Origin of the sequence: Micromonospora sp. WMMA1998 (assembly GCF_027497375.1) — a bacterium.
GTDB lineage: Bacteria > Actinomycetota > Actinomycetes > Mycobacteriales > Micromonosporaceae > Micromonospora > Micromonospora sediminicola.
Genome location: NZ_CP114911.1, coordinates 3469807 through 3484700 on the forward strand (window position 1 = coordinate 3469807; position 14894 = coordinate 3484700).

A 14894-nucleotide genomic window follows, 5' to 3' on the forward strand; every position below is an offset into this window, starting at 1 on the left:
GGAGGGGCCTACGGTCGCGCTCGGGGTCGGACGGCCGGGCGGCTCCTCGCGCGGTTGGTGACGGCCCGGGTGCATCCGGGCATCGGTCGGCAGTGCCTGGTGGGCGTGTATCGGGGCGAATTGGGGGTAACGCGCCGCCGGAGGTGGCACATGGTGGCGATGGGGCAGGCCGCGCTCTCGGGTGAGCGGCTCCGACAGGCCGACGGCTTCCTCGCCGAGGCGTGGGCCGACATGGCCCGGCACGACGAGCGGTTGCGCGGAGTGACCGTGGAGGTGAGCTTCGACCGGGGGGTGGCACACCTGACCGGCGAGGTCGCCGACCCGGCGGAGCTGCGACTGGTCCGGGAGATGATCGGCCGGCTGTCCGGGGTGCTCGGCGTGTGGTGCCGGGTGGGCGTCGCCGGCCGGCCGCCGGTGGTGGTCGACCTCGGCTGCGGGGCGACCAAGCAGTGGCCGGGCAACCTGGGGCTGGACATCTATCCGGCGCCCGGGGTGAACGCGGTCGCCAACCTCGCCGGCTCACTGCCGCTGCGCGACGACTCGGTCGACGTGTTCTTCGCGGTGCACATCGTCGAGCACCTGATCGACTTCCTGCCGCTGTTCGACGAGTGCCACCGGGTGCTCCGACCGGGCGGGGTGCTGCACGTGATGAGCCCCTGGTGGCGGCACGTCAACGCGGTCGCCGACCCGACCCACGTCCGCCTGCTCGACGTGCAGACGTTCAAGGGCATCTGCGGTCAGCGCCCGCCCGGCACCCCGCGCTGGTATCCGCTGCACGTCGGCTGCGACGGCGCCTCCGTCTTCGCCGACCTCACCCCTCTACCCCCCGACGCCCCCGCCCCACCCCTTTCCCACCTGGCCCGCTTCTTCGACTGACCCCAACCACCTACCCCGGCGGGTGCGGTCAGGTGGGTGGGGCGGATTCGCGGAGGGCCAGGCGGTGGGGGGCGACCAGCTCCCTCGGCGGGGCCTCACGGTCGGCGCCGAGCCGGCCGGCGAGCAGCTCCACCGCGAGCCGGGCGACCCGCTCCTTGTCCGGCGCGACGGTGCTCAGCGTCGGGATCGAGAAGCGGCCGTCCTCGATGTCGTCGAAGCCGGCCACCGCCACGTCCTCGGGCACGCGCAGACCCGCCTCGTGCAGGGCGCGCAACGCGCCGAGCGCGAGCGTGTCGTTGAAGCAGAACACGGCGTCGGGGCGTACCCCGGAGGTGAGCAGGTGCCGCATGGCGGCCGCGCCGTCGGCGCGGTGCCAGGCCGGCGCGGGCGCCACCAGGCTGTCGTCGTACGCGATGCCTGCCTCGGCCAGGGCGGCGGTGTAGCCGGCCAGGCGCAGCCGGGCGCTGGCGCCCTCGGGGGTGCGCTGCGACCCGATCGCGGCGATCCGGCGACGGCCGAGGCCGACCAGGTGGGCGGTGATCTCCCGGGCGGCGGCCACGTTGTCGACCATGACGTGGTCGGCGGGGCCGTGGTCGACGCGCTCGCCGAGCAGCACCATCGGCAGTCCGTCGAGGGCGGCCAGGTCGTCGGCGGTGAGCGCGAGCGGGCTCAGGATGAGGCCGTCGATCATGTGGTCGCCGATCCCGCTGGCCGCCTTGCGTTCCTGCTCGGAGCCGCCGCCGGTCTGGTCGATCAGCACCGTCCAGCCGTGCTCGGCGGCGGCGGTGACCACGTGCCGGGCCAGCTCGGCGAAGTAGGGGATGTCCAGCTCGGGCACGGCCAGCGCGATCACGCCGGTGCGCCCCTTGCGCAGATTGCGGGCGGAGAGGTTGGGCCGGTAGTGGAGTTCGGCGATGGCCTCCTCGACCCGGGCCCGGGTGTCGGCGCGTACGTGCTGGTAGCCGTTGACCACGTTCGAGACGGTCTTCACCGACACGCCGGCCCGTTCCGCCACGTCCTTGAGCCTGTGCCGCACTGAACTTCCTCCCCGGTGAACGCTGGCCGCACTCTACCGCGTCACGACGACGTAACGACCTCTTTACAGCGTTGCTTACAACGTTGTAGAAACCAGGGACACGGGTGACCGCGGTCACCCGGCGACAGCACCGAGGGAAAGGTGGCACCCGTGCCGAACGCGCAGCTCACGGTCGACCCGGCGTTCCGGGTCGGCCCGGCCGACCGACAGCTCTTCGGCTCCTTCGTCGAGCACATGGGGCGCTGCGTCTACGGCGGGGTCTACGAGCCGGGGCACCCGAGCGCCGACCCGCGCGGCCTGCGGCGCGACGTGCTGGACCTGACCCGGGAGATGGGCGTGTCGGTGGTCCGCTACCCCGGCGGCAACTTCGTCTCCGGCTACCGGTGGGAGGACGGCGTCGGGCCGGTGGGCGACCGTCCGCGCCGGCTCGACCTGGCCTGGAAGACGATCGAGACCAACGCGTTCGGCCTGGACGAGTTCATGACCTGGGCGGCCGAGGCCGGGGTCGAGCCGATGATGGCGGTCAACCTGGGCACCCGCGGCGTGGCCGAGGCCTGCGACCTGCTGGAGTACGCCAACCATCCGGGCGGCACCCAACTGTCCGACCTGCGCCGCAAGCACGGCGCCGAACAGCCGTACGGGGTGCGGCTGTGGTGCCTCGGCAACGAGATGGACGGGCCGTGGCAGGTCGGGCACAAGACCGCCGACGAGTACGGCCGGCTGGCCGCCGAGACCGCCCGCGCCATGAAGATGATCGACCCGTCGATCAGCCTGATCGCCTCCGGCAGCTCCAACCGGCAGATGTCCACGTACGCGTCGTGGGAGGCGACCGTGCTGGAGCACACCTACGAGCACGTCGACTACATCTCCGCCCACACCTACTACGACCCCTCGGACGGCGACCGGGCCAGCATCCTCGCCTCCGCCGTCGACATGGACGCCTTCATCACCGAGGTGACCGCCACCGCCGACCACGTCGGCGCCAAGCTGCGGCAGAAGCGCAAGCTGAAGATCTCCTTCGACGAGTGGAACGTCTGGTACCAGTCCCGCCTCCAGGCCGACCTGGACCGGCGCGGCTGGGTCGAGGCCCCGGCGCTGATCGAGGACGACTTCACCGCGGTCGACGCGGTCGTGGTGGGTGACCTGCTGATCACCCTGCTCCGGCACGCCGACCGGGTGGGTGTGGCCTGCCAGGCGCAGCTCGCCAACGTGATCGCCCCGATCCGCACCCGCACCGGCGGCCCCGCCTGGCGGCAGAGCATCTTCCACCCGTTCGCCCTCACCGCCCGGTACGCGCGCGGCACGGTCCTGCGCACCGAGCCGGTCGGCCCGACCTACGAGACCAGCCGGTACGGCGACGTGCCGGTGCTGGACACCGTCGCCGTGCACGACGAGGAGACCGGCGGCCTGGCCGTCTTCGCGGTCAACCGCGGCCCGGACGACGTCCCGCTCGAGATGGACCTGCGCGGCCTGCCCGGCCTGCACGCCCAGGCGCACACCACAGTCGCGGCCGGGGCCGACCCCGCCGCCACCAACACCGAGACGGACCCCGAGCGGGTCACGCCCCGGGAGCTCACCACCCCCACCCTCGACGGCGGCCGCTGCACCGTGGCGCTGCCCGCCACCTCCTGGAACCTGCTGCGGTTCGCCCCGCAGTCGTGACCAGGAAATACTTCATCCCGTCCCCCAAGGAGTGAGCATGATCCAGAACGAGATGAGCCGGCGGCGCCTGCTCGGCCTCGGTGTCGGCCTCGGCGCGGCGGCCTCGCTGACACTGGCCGGATGCGGTGGCGGCAGCAGCTCCGGCACGTCCGGCGCGGCCGGCAACGGCGGCAAGGAATACACCGGCCCGAAGGTCGACCTCAAGCTGTGGAACGGCTTCACCGGCGGGGACGGCGACATCTTCAAGGCCCTGGTGCAGCAGTTCAACAGCGAGCACCAGAACATCGCGGTCAGCGTGATCACCTACCAGTGGGAGGACTACTACAGCAAGCTCCCCGGTGCGGTCTCCAGCGGCAACGGCCCGGACATCGCGGTCATGCACATGGACCAGCTCGCCACGTTCGCCGCCCGCGGCACGATCAGCGAACTGGACGACGTGGCCAAGGCCCTGGAACTGAGCGAGGGCGACTTCGCCCCCACGGTCTGGAAGGGCGGCCTCTACAACGACAAGCGGTACGGCATCCCGCTGGACATGCACCCACTCGGCTTCTACTACAACAAGGCCGTCATGCAGAAGGCCGGCCTGGACCCGAACAAGCCGCCGGCGACGAAGGACGAGTACACCGCCGCGCTGACCGAGCTGAAGAAGTCGGGCGTGCAGGGCTTCTGGGTCAGCCCGTTCCAGTTCACCGGCGGCATGACGTTCTACAGCCTGCTGCACCAGTGGGGCGGGAAGCTCTTCGACGACGAGGTGGCGAAGGCGACCTTCAACTCCGACCCGGCGGTCGAGGCGTGCACCTGGCTGGTCGACCTGATCAAGCAGGGCCACTCTCCGGCCAACGTCGGCCAGGACGCCGACTACCTGGCGTTCAAGAGCGGCAAGAACGCGTTCAACTGGAACGGCATCTGGCAGATCAACGACCTGAAGAAGAGCGCGAACGTGGAGTGGGGCGTGGCCCCGCTGCCCCAGATCGGCACCCAGCAGGCCGCCTGGGCGAACTCGCACAACTTCACCATCGTCAAGCAGCGCAGCGCCGACAACAACAAGGTCTCCGGCGCGAAGGTCTTCATCAACTGGCTGAGCCAGCACTCGCTGGACTGGGCCAAGGGCGGCCAGGTGCCGGCCCGCAAGGCGGTCCGGGACAGCGCCGAGTTCAAGGCGCTCACCGAGGTCAACGCGCTCGCGCCGGAGCTGGAGTACGCCGCGTTCCCGCCGGCGGCCCCGGGTCTCGGCGAGACGATGCTGACCTTCTACAGCGCCTTCAACGAGGCGGCGCTGGGCAAGAAGTCGCCGAAGCAGGCCCTGGACGACGGCGTGGCGAAGGCCGACAAGCAGCTCGAGGACAACCGCAAGAAGTACGGGAACTGATCCGTCGTGGCGGACGTGATCGAGGTCGGGGCGGCGCGTGACGGCGCGCCGCCCCCGGCGGGGCGTACCCGCCGCCGGGGCGCGACGGAACGCGGCAACCGGGCCACGCCGTACCTCTTCCTCGCGCCGTACCTGGTCCTGTTCGGCGTCTTCGGCCTGGCGCCGATCCTGTTCGGGGTCTGGATCAGCCTGCACCAGTGGGACCTCCAGCTGCCCAACCGGCCGTTCATCGGGCTGGACAACTACCAGGACCTGTTCTCCAGCGACTCGGCCATCTACGGGGACTGGTGGTCCAGTTTCCGGGCCACCGGGATCTTCACCCTCTTCTCGGTGCCGCTGCTGGTGGTCGTCCCGCTGGGGCTGGCGCTGCTGCTCAACCGCTCGTTCCCCGGCCGCACGTTCTTCCGGGCCGCGTTCTTCGCCCCGTACGTGCTCGGCGTGGCGGTGATCGGCCTGCTCTGGCGGTTCCTGCTCGACGCCAACCTGGGCCTGGTCAACCGGCTGCTCGGCGCGGTCGGGCTGCCGGCGGACACGCCGTGGGTCACCGACGTGCCGTGGGCCTGGGTGTCCCTGGTCGGCGTGACCGTGTGGTGGACCTGCGGGTTCAACGCGGTGATCTACCTGGCCGGCCTCCAGGACATCCCGGCCGAGCTGTACGAGGCGGCGAAGGTCGACGGCGCCGGCGGGTGGGACCGGTTCCGCCACGTCACCATCCCCGGCCTGCGCCCGGTCCTGCTCTTCGTCTTCACCACCACGATCCTCGCCTCGGCGAACGTCTTCGGGCAGGCCTTCCTGATCACCCAGGGCGCGCCGGGCGAACAGACCCGGACCGTGGTCTGGCGCATCGTCGACGAGGGGCTGCGCGACTACGACGCCGGTCGGGCCGCCGCGATGAGCGTGTTCTTCGCGCTGATGCTGGCGGTGGTGAGCGTCGTCAACTTCCGGCTGTTCCGCTACCGGGAAGACTGAGGGGACCGCCATGTCGAAGTTGCGTCCGGCGCTGCGCTACGCCGTCCTGCTCCTGATCACCGCGATCTTCGTGACTCCCCTGGTCTGGATGCTGCTGACCTCGGTGAAGACCTACGACGACGCGCAACAGGTCCCGCCGGGCTGGCTGCCGAACCCGTTCTCCACCTACGGCTACGACCAGATCCTGAACAACGCGGCCAACCCGGTGCTGCGGTGGTTCCTCAACAGCATGCTGGCGGCCACCCTGCACACGCTGCTGGTGCTGGTCACCGCGTCGATGGCCGCGTACGCCCTGGCCCGGATGCGGTTCCGCGGCCGCAAGGTGCTGTTCGCGCTGATCGTCGGCACGCTCTTCCTCCCGCCGACCTCGCTGATCATCCCGAACTTCATCATCGCCGAGCGGCTGAGCTGGATCGACACGCTGACCGTGGTGATCGTGCCCGGCGCGGCCAGCGCGTTCGGGGTGTTCTTCCTGCGCCAGTTCTTCCTCTCCATCCCGGCCGAGCTGGAGGAGGCGGCGGTGCTGGACGGGGCGAACCAGTGGCAGATCTTCCGCCAGGTGCTGCTGCCGCTGTCGAAGCCGGCCCTGGCCACGCTGGCGGTGCTGTCGTTCCTCACCAACTGGAACGACTTTCTCTGGCCGGTGTACGTGCTGTTCAGCCCGGAGCGGCTGACCCTGCCGGCGGGCCTGGGCCTGCTCCAGGGCGCGTACGTGACCGACTACCCGGTCATCATGGCGGGCGCGATGCTGGCCAGCGTGCCGGTGCTGATCCTGTTCGTGCTGGCGCAACGTCACGTCATCCAGGGCGTCTCCCGCAGCGGCCTGAAGGGATGACCGGCCGGCGACTCCGGCGACGCGGCGCGGCGGCCCTGGCCGCCGCGCTGCTCGTCGCCAGCTGCGACAGCGGACCCACCCCGTCGAGTACGCCGGAGGGCGCACGCGTGTTCACCAACCCGGTCGTCCGCAGCGACGCCCCCGACCCGCAGGCGATCCGGGTCGGCGACACCTGGTACCTGTTCCACACCAACGCCGGCGGGCGTAACGTCCCGGTGCTCACCTCACCCGACCTGGTCGAGTGGACCCCGGCCGGCGACGCGCTGCCGGAGTTGCCGGACTGGGCGGACGCGGGCAAGACCTGGGCGCCCGAGGTGATCCAGCTCGCCCCGGACCGGTTCGTCCTCTACTACACCGTGGCCGACCGCGCCTCCGGCCGGCAGTGCCTGGGCCGGGCAGTGGCGAGCACGCCGCTCGGCCCGTACGCCGACGACTCCGCCGGGCCGCTGGTCTGCCAGGCGGACCTGGGCGGCTCGATCGACGCCAGCCCGTTCCCGGACACCGACGGCAGCCTGTGGTTGCTGTGGAAGAACGACGGCAACGCGATCGGGGTGGACACCTGGCTCTGGTCGCAGCGCCTCTCCCCGGACGGGCTGCGGCTGACCGGCCCGGCGGCGAAGCTGCTGAAGCAGACCGAGCCGTGGGAGGGCACCCTGATCGAGGGGCCGTTCCTGCACCGGCACGACGGGACGCTGTTCCTGTTCTTCGCCGCCAACGCGTACGACAAGGACACCTACGCCGAGGGCTACGCGGTGTGCGAGGGGCCGGCCGGGCCGTGCGTGAAAGCGCCGGAGAACCCGATCCTGAAGAGCAACGACGTGGCGTCCGGGCCGGGGCACGCCTCGATGGTGGAGAAGGACGGGCGTACCTGGCTGATCTACCACGCCTGGCCGCCGGGGCAGGAGGGCACCACCGAGCCGGGTCGGCAGGTGTGGCTGGACGAGATCGTGTGGACCGACGGCAAGCCGGTGCTCAAGGGCCCCACCGGGTCCGCGCAGCCCCGCCCGTAAGGAAGGGCCCCCTCTTAACGCCTCCGGTAAAGGAAGGGCCCCTTCTTAACACCGCGGTGTTAAGAAGGGGCCCTTCCTTTCAGGTGCCCGCCTCAGGGGGTGGGGGCGGGCTCGGGGGTGTCCGAGGAGTGCTCGCGGCGGGCCAGGCGGTTCTTGCGGTGCCCGTAGCCGAAGTAGATGATGCCGCCGAGCAGCATCCAGGCCAGGAACCGCAGCCACGTCTCCACCGACAGGTTCAGCATCAGGTAGAGGCAGGCCAGCGCGGAGACGATCGGCAGCACCGGCGAGAACGGCACCTTGAACGGCCGGTTCAGGTCGGGCCGCCGCTTGCGCAGGATCGGCACCGCGATCGAGACCAGCACGAACGCGCAGAGCGCGCCGATGCTGACCAGGTCGGCCAGCGCGGAGAGCGGCAGGAAGCCGGCGAGCAGCGCGACCCCCACCGTCATGATCGCGGAGATCCGGTACGGGGTGCCCCAGCGCGGGTGCACCTTGGCGATCGAGGGCGGGATGAGCCCGTCCCGGGCGATGGCGAAGCCGATCCGGCCCATGGCCACCAGGTCGACCAGGATCACGCTGGTCAGGCCGGCGATCGCGGCGATGGAGACGAGCACCGCGGCCCATCCGGCGCCGGCGGCCTTGAACGCGGACGCGATCGGCGCGCCCTCGTCGATCTCGGTGTACTTGACCATGCCGACCACGACCAGCGAGACGCCGATGTAGAGCACGGTGGAGATGAGCAGCGTGCCGAGCAGGCCCAGCGGCAGGTCCCGCTTGGGCTTGCGGGTTTCCTCACCCAGGTTCGCCACGGCCTCGAACCCGGTGTACGCGAAGAACACCACGGCGGCGGCGGTGAGCACGCCGGCGAAGCCGAAGACGGAGGGTTCCATCCCGAAGATGGCCTGGGTCACCGGTTGCCGGATTCCGTCCTCGCCGGCGCCGGCCGGCTCGCTGGACGGGACGAACGGGCTGAGGTTGGCCGCCTTCACGAAGAACAGCCCGGCGATGATGATGAAGGCACAGATCGCCACCTTCACCAGGACCAGCAGGTTGGTCACCCGGGCGGACTCCCGGATGCCGACGATGCCGATCGCGCCGAGCACCAGCACGATGGCGATCGCGCCGAGGTTGACGATGCTGCCCTCCTCGGCGAACCAGGCGCTGGGCAGGCCGACGAGGTCGGCGAGGTAGCCGGACCAGCCCCGGGCCACCACCGCCGCGCCGAGCGCGAACTCCAGCAGCAGGTCCCAGCCGATGATCCAGGCGACGATCTCGCCCATGGTCGCGTACGCGTAGGTGTAGGCGCTGCCGGCGGTCGGCACGCTGGCGGCCAGCTCGGCGTAGCAGAGCGCGGCGAGCAGCGCGACCACCCCGGCGATGCCGAAGGAGATCACCACACCCGGGCCCGCGCTGTTCTTCGCCTCGATGCCGGTCAGCGTGAAGATGCCGGTACCGATCACGATCCCGATGCCGAAGCCCATCAGGTCGAACGAGCCGAGCCGGCGGCGCAGCCCGGGCTTGCCGTCGCTGCCGTCGGCGTCACCCTGGGCGAGCACGTCCTGGATCGGCTTGGTCCGCAGGACTGACATGGATCACCTCCCCCACCCGTGTGACCACCACGGTGGCGGTCCGTGACCGGCCAAGCTACCCAGCCCCTCCCCGACCCAATCCAATACCTGACGTGTCGGTTCGGTCACCATGCGGAACGTGCGCCACCCGGCGGGGCGCCGCCGGGTCGGACCGGGCGCATCGATCCGGCACGGGGGTCTTGCGCCGCGTACGGATTGATGAAAGTTTTCTACCGGTGACTTGAGTCACGCGGCGAATCTTGCCGTCCCACCGGACCCGACGAAGGGACCGCACCGCATGAAGGCAACTCGGCTGGGAGCCGCCGCGCTGGCCGCGGCGCTGCTCGGCGCGCTGGTCGCCGGCAGCCCGGCGCAGGCCGCGCCGGCGCCCACCTCCACCGACACGACCTCCACCGACTGCGTCACGAACCCGGCCACGCCGAAGCGGCAGTTCCGGGCCATGTGGATCGCCTCGGTGACGAACATCGACTGGCCCAGCAAGGACTCCTGGACCGCGCCGGACCAGGTCGCCAAGCAGAAGGCCGAATACCTGGCCTGGCTCGACCTGGCCCAGAAGCTCAACCACAACGCCGTCGTGGTCCAGGTCCGCCCGACCGCGGACGCGTTCTGGCCCTCGCCGTACGAGCCGTGGTCGGAGTACCTGACCGGGGTGCGCGGCCAGGACCCGGACTGGGACCCGCTGGCCTTCCTGGTGGCCGAGTCCCACAAGCGGAACCTGGAGTTCCACGCCTGGTTCAACCCGTACCGGGTCTCCATGCCCGCGCCCGGCGGCGCCGGCGCCGACCTGTCGAAGCTGGCACCGAACAGCCCGGCCCGACAGCACCCCGACTGGGTCTTCGCCTACCCGCCCGCCGGTGTCGCCGGCAGCCGGCTCTACTACAACCCCGGCATCCCCGAGGTCCGCGAGTTCGTCCAGACCGCGATGATGGACGCGGTCACGCGGTACGACGTGGACGGCGTGCACTTCGACGACTACTTCTACCCGTACCCGAGCGGCACCTACCAGGTGCCGGACGACGCCACGTTCGCGCAGTACAACCGCGGCTTCACCGACAAGGCCGACTGGCGGCGGGACAACATCAACCTGCTGATGCAGGAGATGAACGCCAAGATCAAGGCGGCCAAGCCGTGGGTGAAGTTCGGCGTCAGCCCGTTCGGGATCTGGCGCAACGCCTCGGCCGACCCGAACGGCTCGGACACCACCGGCTCGCAGTCGTACGACATCATCTCCGCCGACACCCGTAAGTGGATCAAGGAGGAGTGGATCGACTACGTCGTGCCGCAGCTCTACTGGTACATCGGCCAGTACCCGGCGGCCGACTACGCCCGGCTGGTGCCGTGGTGGGCCGAGCAGGTGCGCGGCACCAGGGTCCAGCTCTACATCGGCCAGGCCGACTACAAGAGCGGTGAGCCGGCGTACGGGTCGTTCTGGATGAACCCGCAGGAGCTGTCGAACCACCTGACGTTGAACCGGTCATACCCGGAGGTGCTCGGCAACGTGCACTTCTCGGCGGTGCAGGTCCGGGCCAACCGGCTCGGCGCCACCGACATCTACGCCGCCGAGCACTACTCCCGCCCGGCGCTGGTGCCCAGGATGACCCACCTGCCGCACAAGCCGCTGCTGTTCCCGGTGGTGACCAAGGCCCAACGGCAGGCGGACGGGGTACGGCTGAGCTGGCGACAGCCGGCCGACGGCAGGGGCCCGCTCGGCACCGCCGCGTCGTACGCGATCTACCGGTTCGACGGCCTCGGCCTGGCCGGTCGCTGCGACTTCGCCGACGCCTCCCACCTGGTCGGCACCGTCCGGGCCACCGACGGCGCCGTCCAGTCCTGGGTGGACACCACGGCGGCCGCCGGCACGCGGTACACCTACTACGTGACCGCGCTGGACCGCCTGGCGAACGAGAGCCCGGCGAGCCTGCCGCGCTTCGTCCGCTGATCCCACCGAATGCCCCCGGGCCGCCACGGCGACCCGGGGGCATTCGTCTGTTTGGGCGGATGTCAGCGAGCCGTTTCCCGCGCCATCGCCCCCGCCACCCCATTGATCGACACTTGTCGAAATCCGGAGATCCCGGGTTGTCACCCGTCCCGACGCCCACCCCGCGGAGGTCCCCGTGTCCCGTCGCCTCGCCACCGCCCTCGCCGCCGGAACGCTCGCCCTGCTCACCCTGCTCGGCCTGGCCACACCGGCCGCCGCCGCGGTCAGCACCCAGCAGAAACTCTCGGTGCTGTCGTCCTGGACCCAGACCAGCGCCTCCAGCTACAACGCCTGGAACAGCGCCCGGCTGAACAAGGCCCCCTGGGCCGAGTACGGCTTCGACTGGTCCACCGACTACTGCTCGTCCAGCCCGGACAACCCGCTCGGCTTCACCTTCAACCTGTCCTGCTACCGGCACGACTTCGGCTACCGCAACCACAAGGCCATGGGCATCTTCCCGGCCAACAAGTCCCGCCTCGACAGCGCCTTCTACGCGGACCTGAAGCGGGTCTGCGCCACCTACAACTCGGTGGTCCGCCCGGCCTGCTACAGCCTGGCCTGGACCTACTACCAGGCGGTCAGCATCTTCGGCTCGGTCGCCGCGGTGCAGCAGGCCGACCTCGACCGCGCCGCCCGGATGAAGGCCGACGCCGAACGCCGCGCCGCCGTCCGCGGCTGACCCCCGATCGGGCGGCCCGCACCCGGGCCGCCCGACCGGTCAGCCCGTGGTGCTGCGCGGCTCGGCGGCCGGCCGGGGGCCGGCGGTGGGCGTCCCGAACCGGGGTGAGTCCGCCGCCAGGTCGGGGTGCTCGACGTGCAGGGCCAGCGCCGCCGCCTCGTCCAACCGCAGGCCGGCCCCGGCCGCCCAGGCCGCGTCGAACGCCTCGTCGCCCAGCGCCCGGCGCAGCTCCGCCTGCCGGCCCAGCCAGTAGGGCCCGTGGATGCCCGGGGTGGCCCGCAGGTTGGCCCGGGTGGCCTGGGCCGCGCCGAAGAGCCGGGCGGCGGACACCGCATCCCCGGCCAGCGCGCAGCGCACCGCGATCGCGTTGATCGTGTCGCAGGCCCGGCCCAGGTAGCCGTGGCTCATCCGGGACCGCAACGCCACCAGCAGGTGCTCGTGCGCGGCCACCAGGTCACCCCGGGACAGCGCCACCATGCCGAGCAGCATGTCCACCGAGCGGCGGCCCCGCTCGACCGGCCGGGCCGCCTCCACCGGGCGGGCCGCGCCGAGCAGCTCGGCCGCCTCGTCCAACGCGCCCCGACGCCAGAGCAGCTCGGCCAGGTTGTAGACGGCGAGCAGCGCGTCCCCCACCACGTCCTGCGCGTACGCCCAGTCGATCACCTCGCGGCAGACCCGCTCCGCCTCGGCGAACTGTCCCATGTCGACCAACGGCGCGGCGCGACCGGCCAGCACCCGGGCCAGCAGTCCCCGGTCGCCGGCCTGCCGGGCGGCCGCCTCGGCGCGCTGCGAGTAGCGCAGCTCCTCGGCGAACTCCCCGTCCGCCCCGGCGTGCAGCGAGTGCATGTGGTAGGCCGCGGCCAGCTCCGCCTCCGGGATCGCCTCCCCGGTCTCGGCGATCCGCCCGTAGAGCCGGAACAGCCAGAGCCGCCCCTCGCGGGCCAGCCCGCGCTCCCGCCACCACTGGTCCAGACCGCCGGCCAGGTGCAGGCCCGACCGGGCGCTGCCACCGGTGGCGCACCAGCGCAGCGCGGCCCGCAACTCCCCGGCCAGCGGGTCGAGCGCGTAGAGGGAGAGCGTCACCGGGCGACCGTCCGGGCCCAGGTGCGCCCGGTCCAACGCGTGCCGGGACCAGGCGACGTGCCGGTCCCGGGCGCTCTGCTCCTCGCCCGTCTCAATCAGCCGCCGCGCCGCGTACGCCCGGATCGGGTCCAGCATCCGGTAGGTGCTGCCCGACGCGTGCGGCTCGGCCAGCACCATCGACTTGTCCACCAGGACCGACAGCGGGTCCAGCGGATCCTCGTCGAGCAGCCACTGCACGGTCGGCAGGTCCACCGGGCCGGCGAAGACCGCCATCCAGCGCAGCAGCCGCGCCGAACGCGCCCCCAGCGTGCGGTAGGACCACGTCACCGTGGCCTGGATGGTCAGGTGTCGTTCGCTGGCCGAGCGCTGCACCGCCCGGCTCGCCGGGCTCGGCGGGGCGGCGCCGGTCGCGGCGGCCACCAGGTCGACGGTGTCCTGCTGGTTGCCGCTCCAGCCGGCCTCCACCGGCGGCGGCTCCGCCGCCTCCCGCCCGGCGTCCAGCGTGCCCAGCATGTCGTCGAGCCGCTCGGCCAGCTGACCCGCCGACAGCACCCGCAGCCGCGCCGCGGCCAACTCGATGGCGAGCGGCAACCCGTCCAGCCGCCGCACCACCCGGCGCAGGTCGGCCTGCTCCGCCGGGTCCGGCGCCCGGCCGCCCCGAGCCGCCGCCGTCCGGTCCAGCAGCAGGGCCACCGCGTCGCTGGCGCCCCCGCCCGGCTCCTCGTCCACCGACAGCGGCGGGATCCGCCACACCACCTCACCGGGTACGCCGAACGACTCCCGGCTGGTCGCCAGCACCCGCACGCCCCGGCCGCCGGCCAGCAGCCGGGAGATCACCTCGGCGGAGGCGGCAGGCTGGGCGTCGCACGTGTCCAGCACCACCAGCATCCGGCGTGGCGCCGCGTACTCGACCAGGGTGTCCACCATCGGCCGGCCCGGCTCCGGGCGCAGGCCGAGCACGGCGGCGATCTCGAACGCCACCAGCCCGGGATCGGTCACCGCGGCGATGTCGACGAACCACACGCCGTCCGGATAGTCCTCGACGATCCCGGAGGCCAGCTCCACCGCCAGCCTCGTCTTGCCGGCGCCGCCCGCGCCGAGCACGGTCACCAGCCGGTACGCCTCGACCAGCCGACCCAACTCGGCGCGCTCGAAGTGCCGGCCGACGAACGAGGTGGCCGGGGTGGGCAGGTTGTGCGCCGCCGCGTCGGCCGTACGCGGACGCGGGAACCGCCGTTCCAGGCCGGGCGCGACAAGTTGGAACAGCCGCTCCCGGTCGTCGAAGCCGCGCAACCGGTGCAGGCCGAGGTCGAGCAGGGACGCGCCGTCCGGCAGCGGGTCGGCGAGCCGGGCGGTGGCCGCCGAGCAGAGCACCTGCCCGCCGTGCGCCGCGGCGGCCACCCGGGCCGCCCGGTGCACCTCGGGGCTGGCGTACTCGCCGTCGCGCGGCTCGGCGTAGCCGGTGTGCAGGCCCATCCGCACCCGGGGCGTGGCGTCGGGGTTGGGCCAGTTGTGCCCGACGAGCGCGCGCTGCGCGGTCATGCAGGCGTGCACCGCGGCGGCCGCGTCCGGGAAGGCGAGGAAGAACGAGTCGCCCTCGGTCAGCAGCTCCGCCCCGTCGGTGCCGGCCAGCGTGTCCCGCAACAACCGGCGGTGCTCACGCAGCACGGGACGGTAGACCGGCCCGAGCATCCGGGCCATCCGGGTCGAGCCCTCGATGTCGGTGAACACGAAGGTCACCCACCCGCTGGGGAGGTGGATCCGTGGCGACATACGTCGAACCTCCGCCCGCTGACGTCGGGTTCATG

11 protein-coding genes are annotated in these 14894 nt (G+C 71.9%); 8 read left to right on the forward strand and 3 right to left on the reverse strand.

The genetic code is table 11. The annotated features are described in order from the left end of the window. Positions 1 to 150 precede the first annotated feature (150 nt). The gene (locus tag O7600_RS15575; protein ID WP_099163571.1) at positions 151 to 876 is read left to right on the forward strand and encodes a methyltransferase domain-containing protein; all 726 of its coding nucleotides are present in this window, start codon (positions 151 to 153) and stop codon (positions 874 to 876) included. 28 nt (positions 877 to 904) lie between these two features. Here the strand turns inward: O7600_RS15575 and O7600_RS15580 are convergent, their stop codons facing one another. Then, positions 905 to 1912, reverse strand: a complete 1008-nt coding sequence (locus O7600_RS15580) for a LacI family DNA-binding transcriptional regulator (RefSeq protein WP_099163570.1) — start codon at positions 1910 to 1912, stop codon at positions 905 to 907. A gap of 150 nt (positions 1913 to 2062) precedes the next feature. Between O7600_RS15580 and O7600_RS15585 the strand changes: the two genes are divergently transcribed. The 5 genes from O7600_RS15585 to O7600_RS15605 are packed head-to-tail and all read left to right on the forward strand — an operon-like array spanning position 2063 to position 7757. Continuing rightward, a complete protein-coding gene (locus O7600_RS15585; RefSeq protein WP_281588040.1) occupies positions 2063 to 3574 on the forward strand; it encodes an alpha-N-arabinofuranosidase in 1512 nt (503 codons plus the stop codon). Positions 3575 to 3611: 37 nt separating this feature from the next. Beyond that, entirely contained in the window at positions 3612 to 4943 is a 1332-nt protein-coding gene (locus tag O7600_RS15590) for an ABC transporter substrate-binding protein (protein WP_281588042.1), read from the forward strand. Positions 4944 to 4949: 6 nt separating this feature from the next. Next, entirely contained in the window at positions 4950 to 5912 is a 963-nt protein-coding gene (locus O7600_RS15595; protein ID WP_281588044.1) for a sugar ABC transporter permease, read from the forward strand. Positions 5913 to 5922: 10 nt separating this feature from the next. After that, a complete protein-coding gene (locus O7600_RS15600) occupies positions 5923 to 6747 on the forward strand; it encodes a carbohydrate ABC transporter permease (RefSeq protein ID WP_099163567.1) in 825 nt (274 codons plus the stop codon). After that, positions 6744 to 7757, forward strand: a complete 1014-nt coding sequence (locus tag O7600_RS15605; protein ID WP_281588048.1) for a glycoside hydrolase family 43 protein — start codon at positions 6744 to 6746, stop codon at positions 7755 to 7757. Before O7600_RS15600 ends, O7600_RS15605 begins: the two co-directional genes overlap by 4 nt. 92 nt (positions 7758 to 7849) lie before the next feature. On the opposite strand, the gene O7600_RS15610 is transcribed toward O7600_RS15605, so the two are convergent. Further along, the gene (locus tag O7600_RS15610; RefSeq protein ID WP_281588050.1) at positions 7850 to 9346 is read right to left on the reverse strand and encodes an amino acid permease; all 1497 of its coding nucleotides are present in this window, start codon (positions 9344 to 9346) and stop codon (positions 7850 to 7852) included. A 277-nt stretch (positions 9347 to 9623) separates the two neighbouring features. On the opposite strand from O7600_RS15610, the gene O7600_RS15615 reads away from it, so the two are divergent. Both O7600_RS15615 and O7600_RS15620 read left to right on the forward strand, forming a co-directional pair. Next, entirely contained in the window at positions 9624 to 11285 is a 1662-nt protein-coding gene (locus tag O7600_RS15615; protein WP_281588052.1) for a family 10 glycosylhydrolase, read from the forward strand. A 175-nt stretch (positions 11286 to 11460) separates the two neighbouring features. Continuing rightward, entirely contained in the window at positions 11461 to 12003 is a 543-nt protein-coding gene (locus O7600_RS15620) for a phospholipase (RefSeq protein WP_281588054.1), read from the forward strand. A 39-nt stretch (positions 12004 to 12042) separates the two neighbouring features. On the opposite strand, the gene O7600_RS15625 is transcribed toward O7600_RS15620, so the two are convergent. Continuing rightward, entirely contained in the window at positions 12043 to 14859 is a 2817-nt protein-coding gene (locus O7600_RS15625; RefSeq protein WP_281588056.1) for an adenylate/guanylate cyclase domain-containing protein, read from the reverse strand. Positions 14860 to 14894 lie beyond the last annotated feature (35 nt).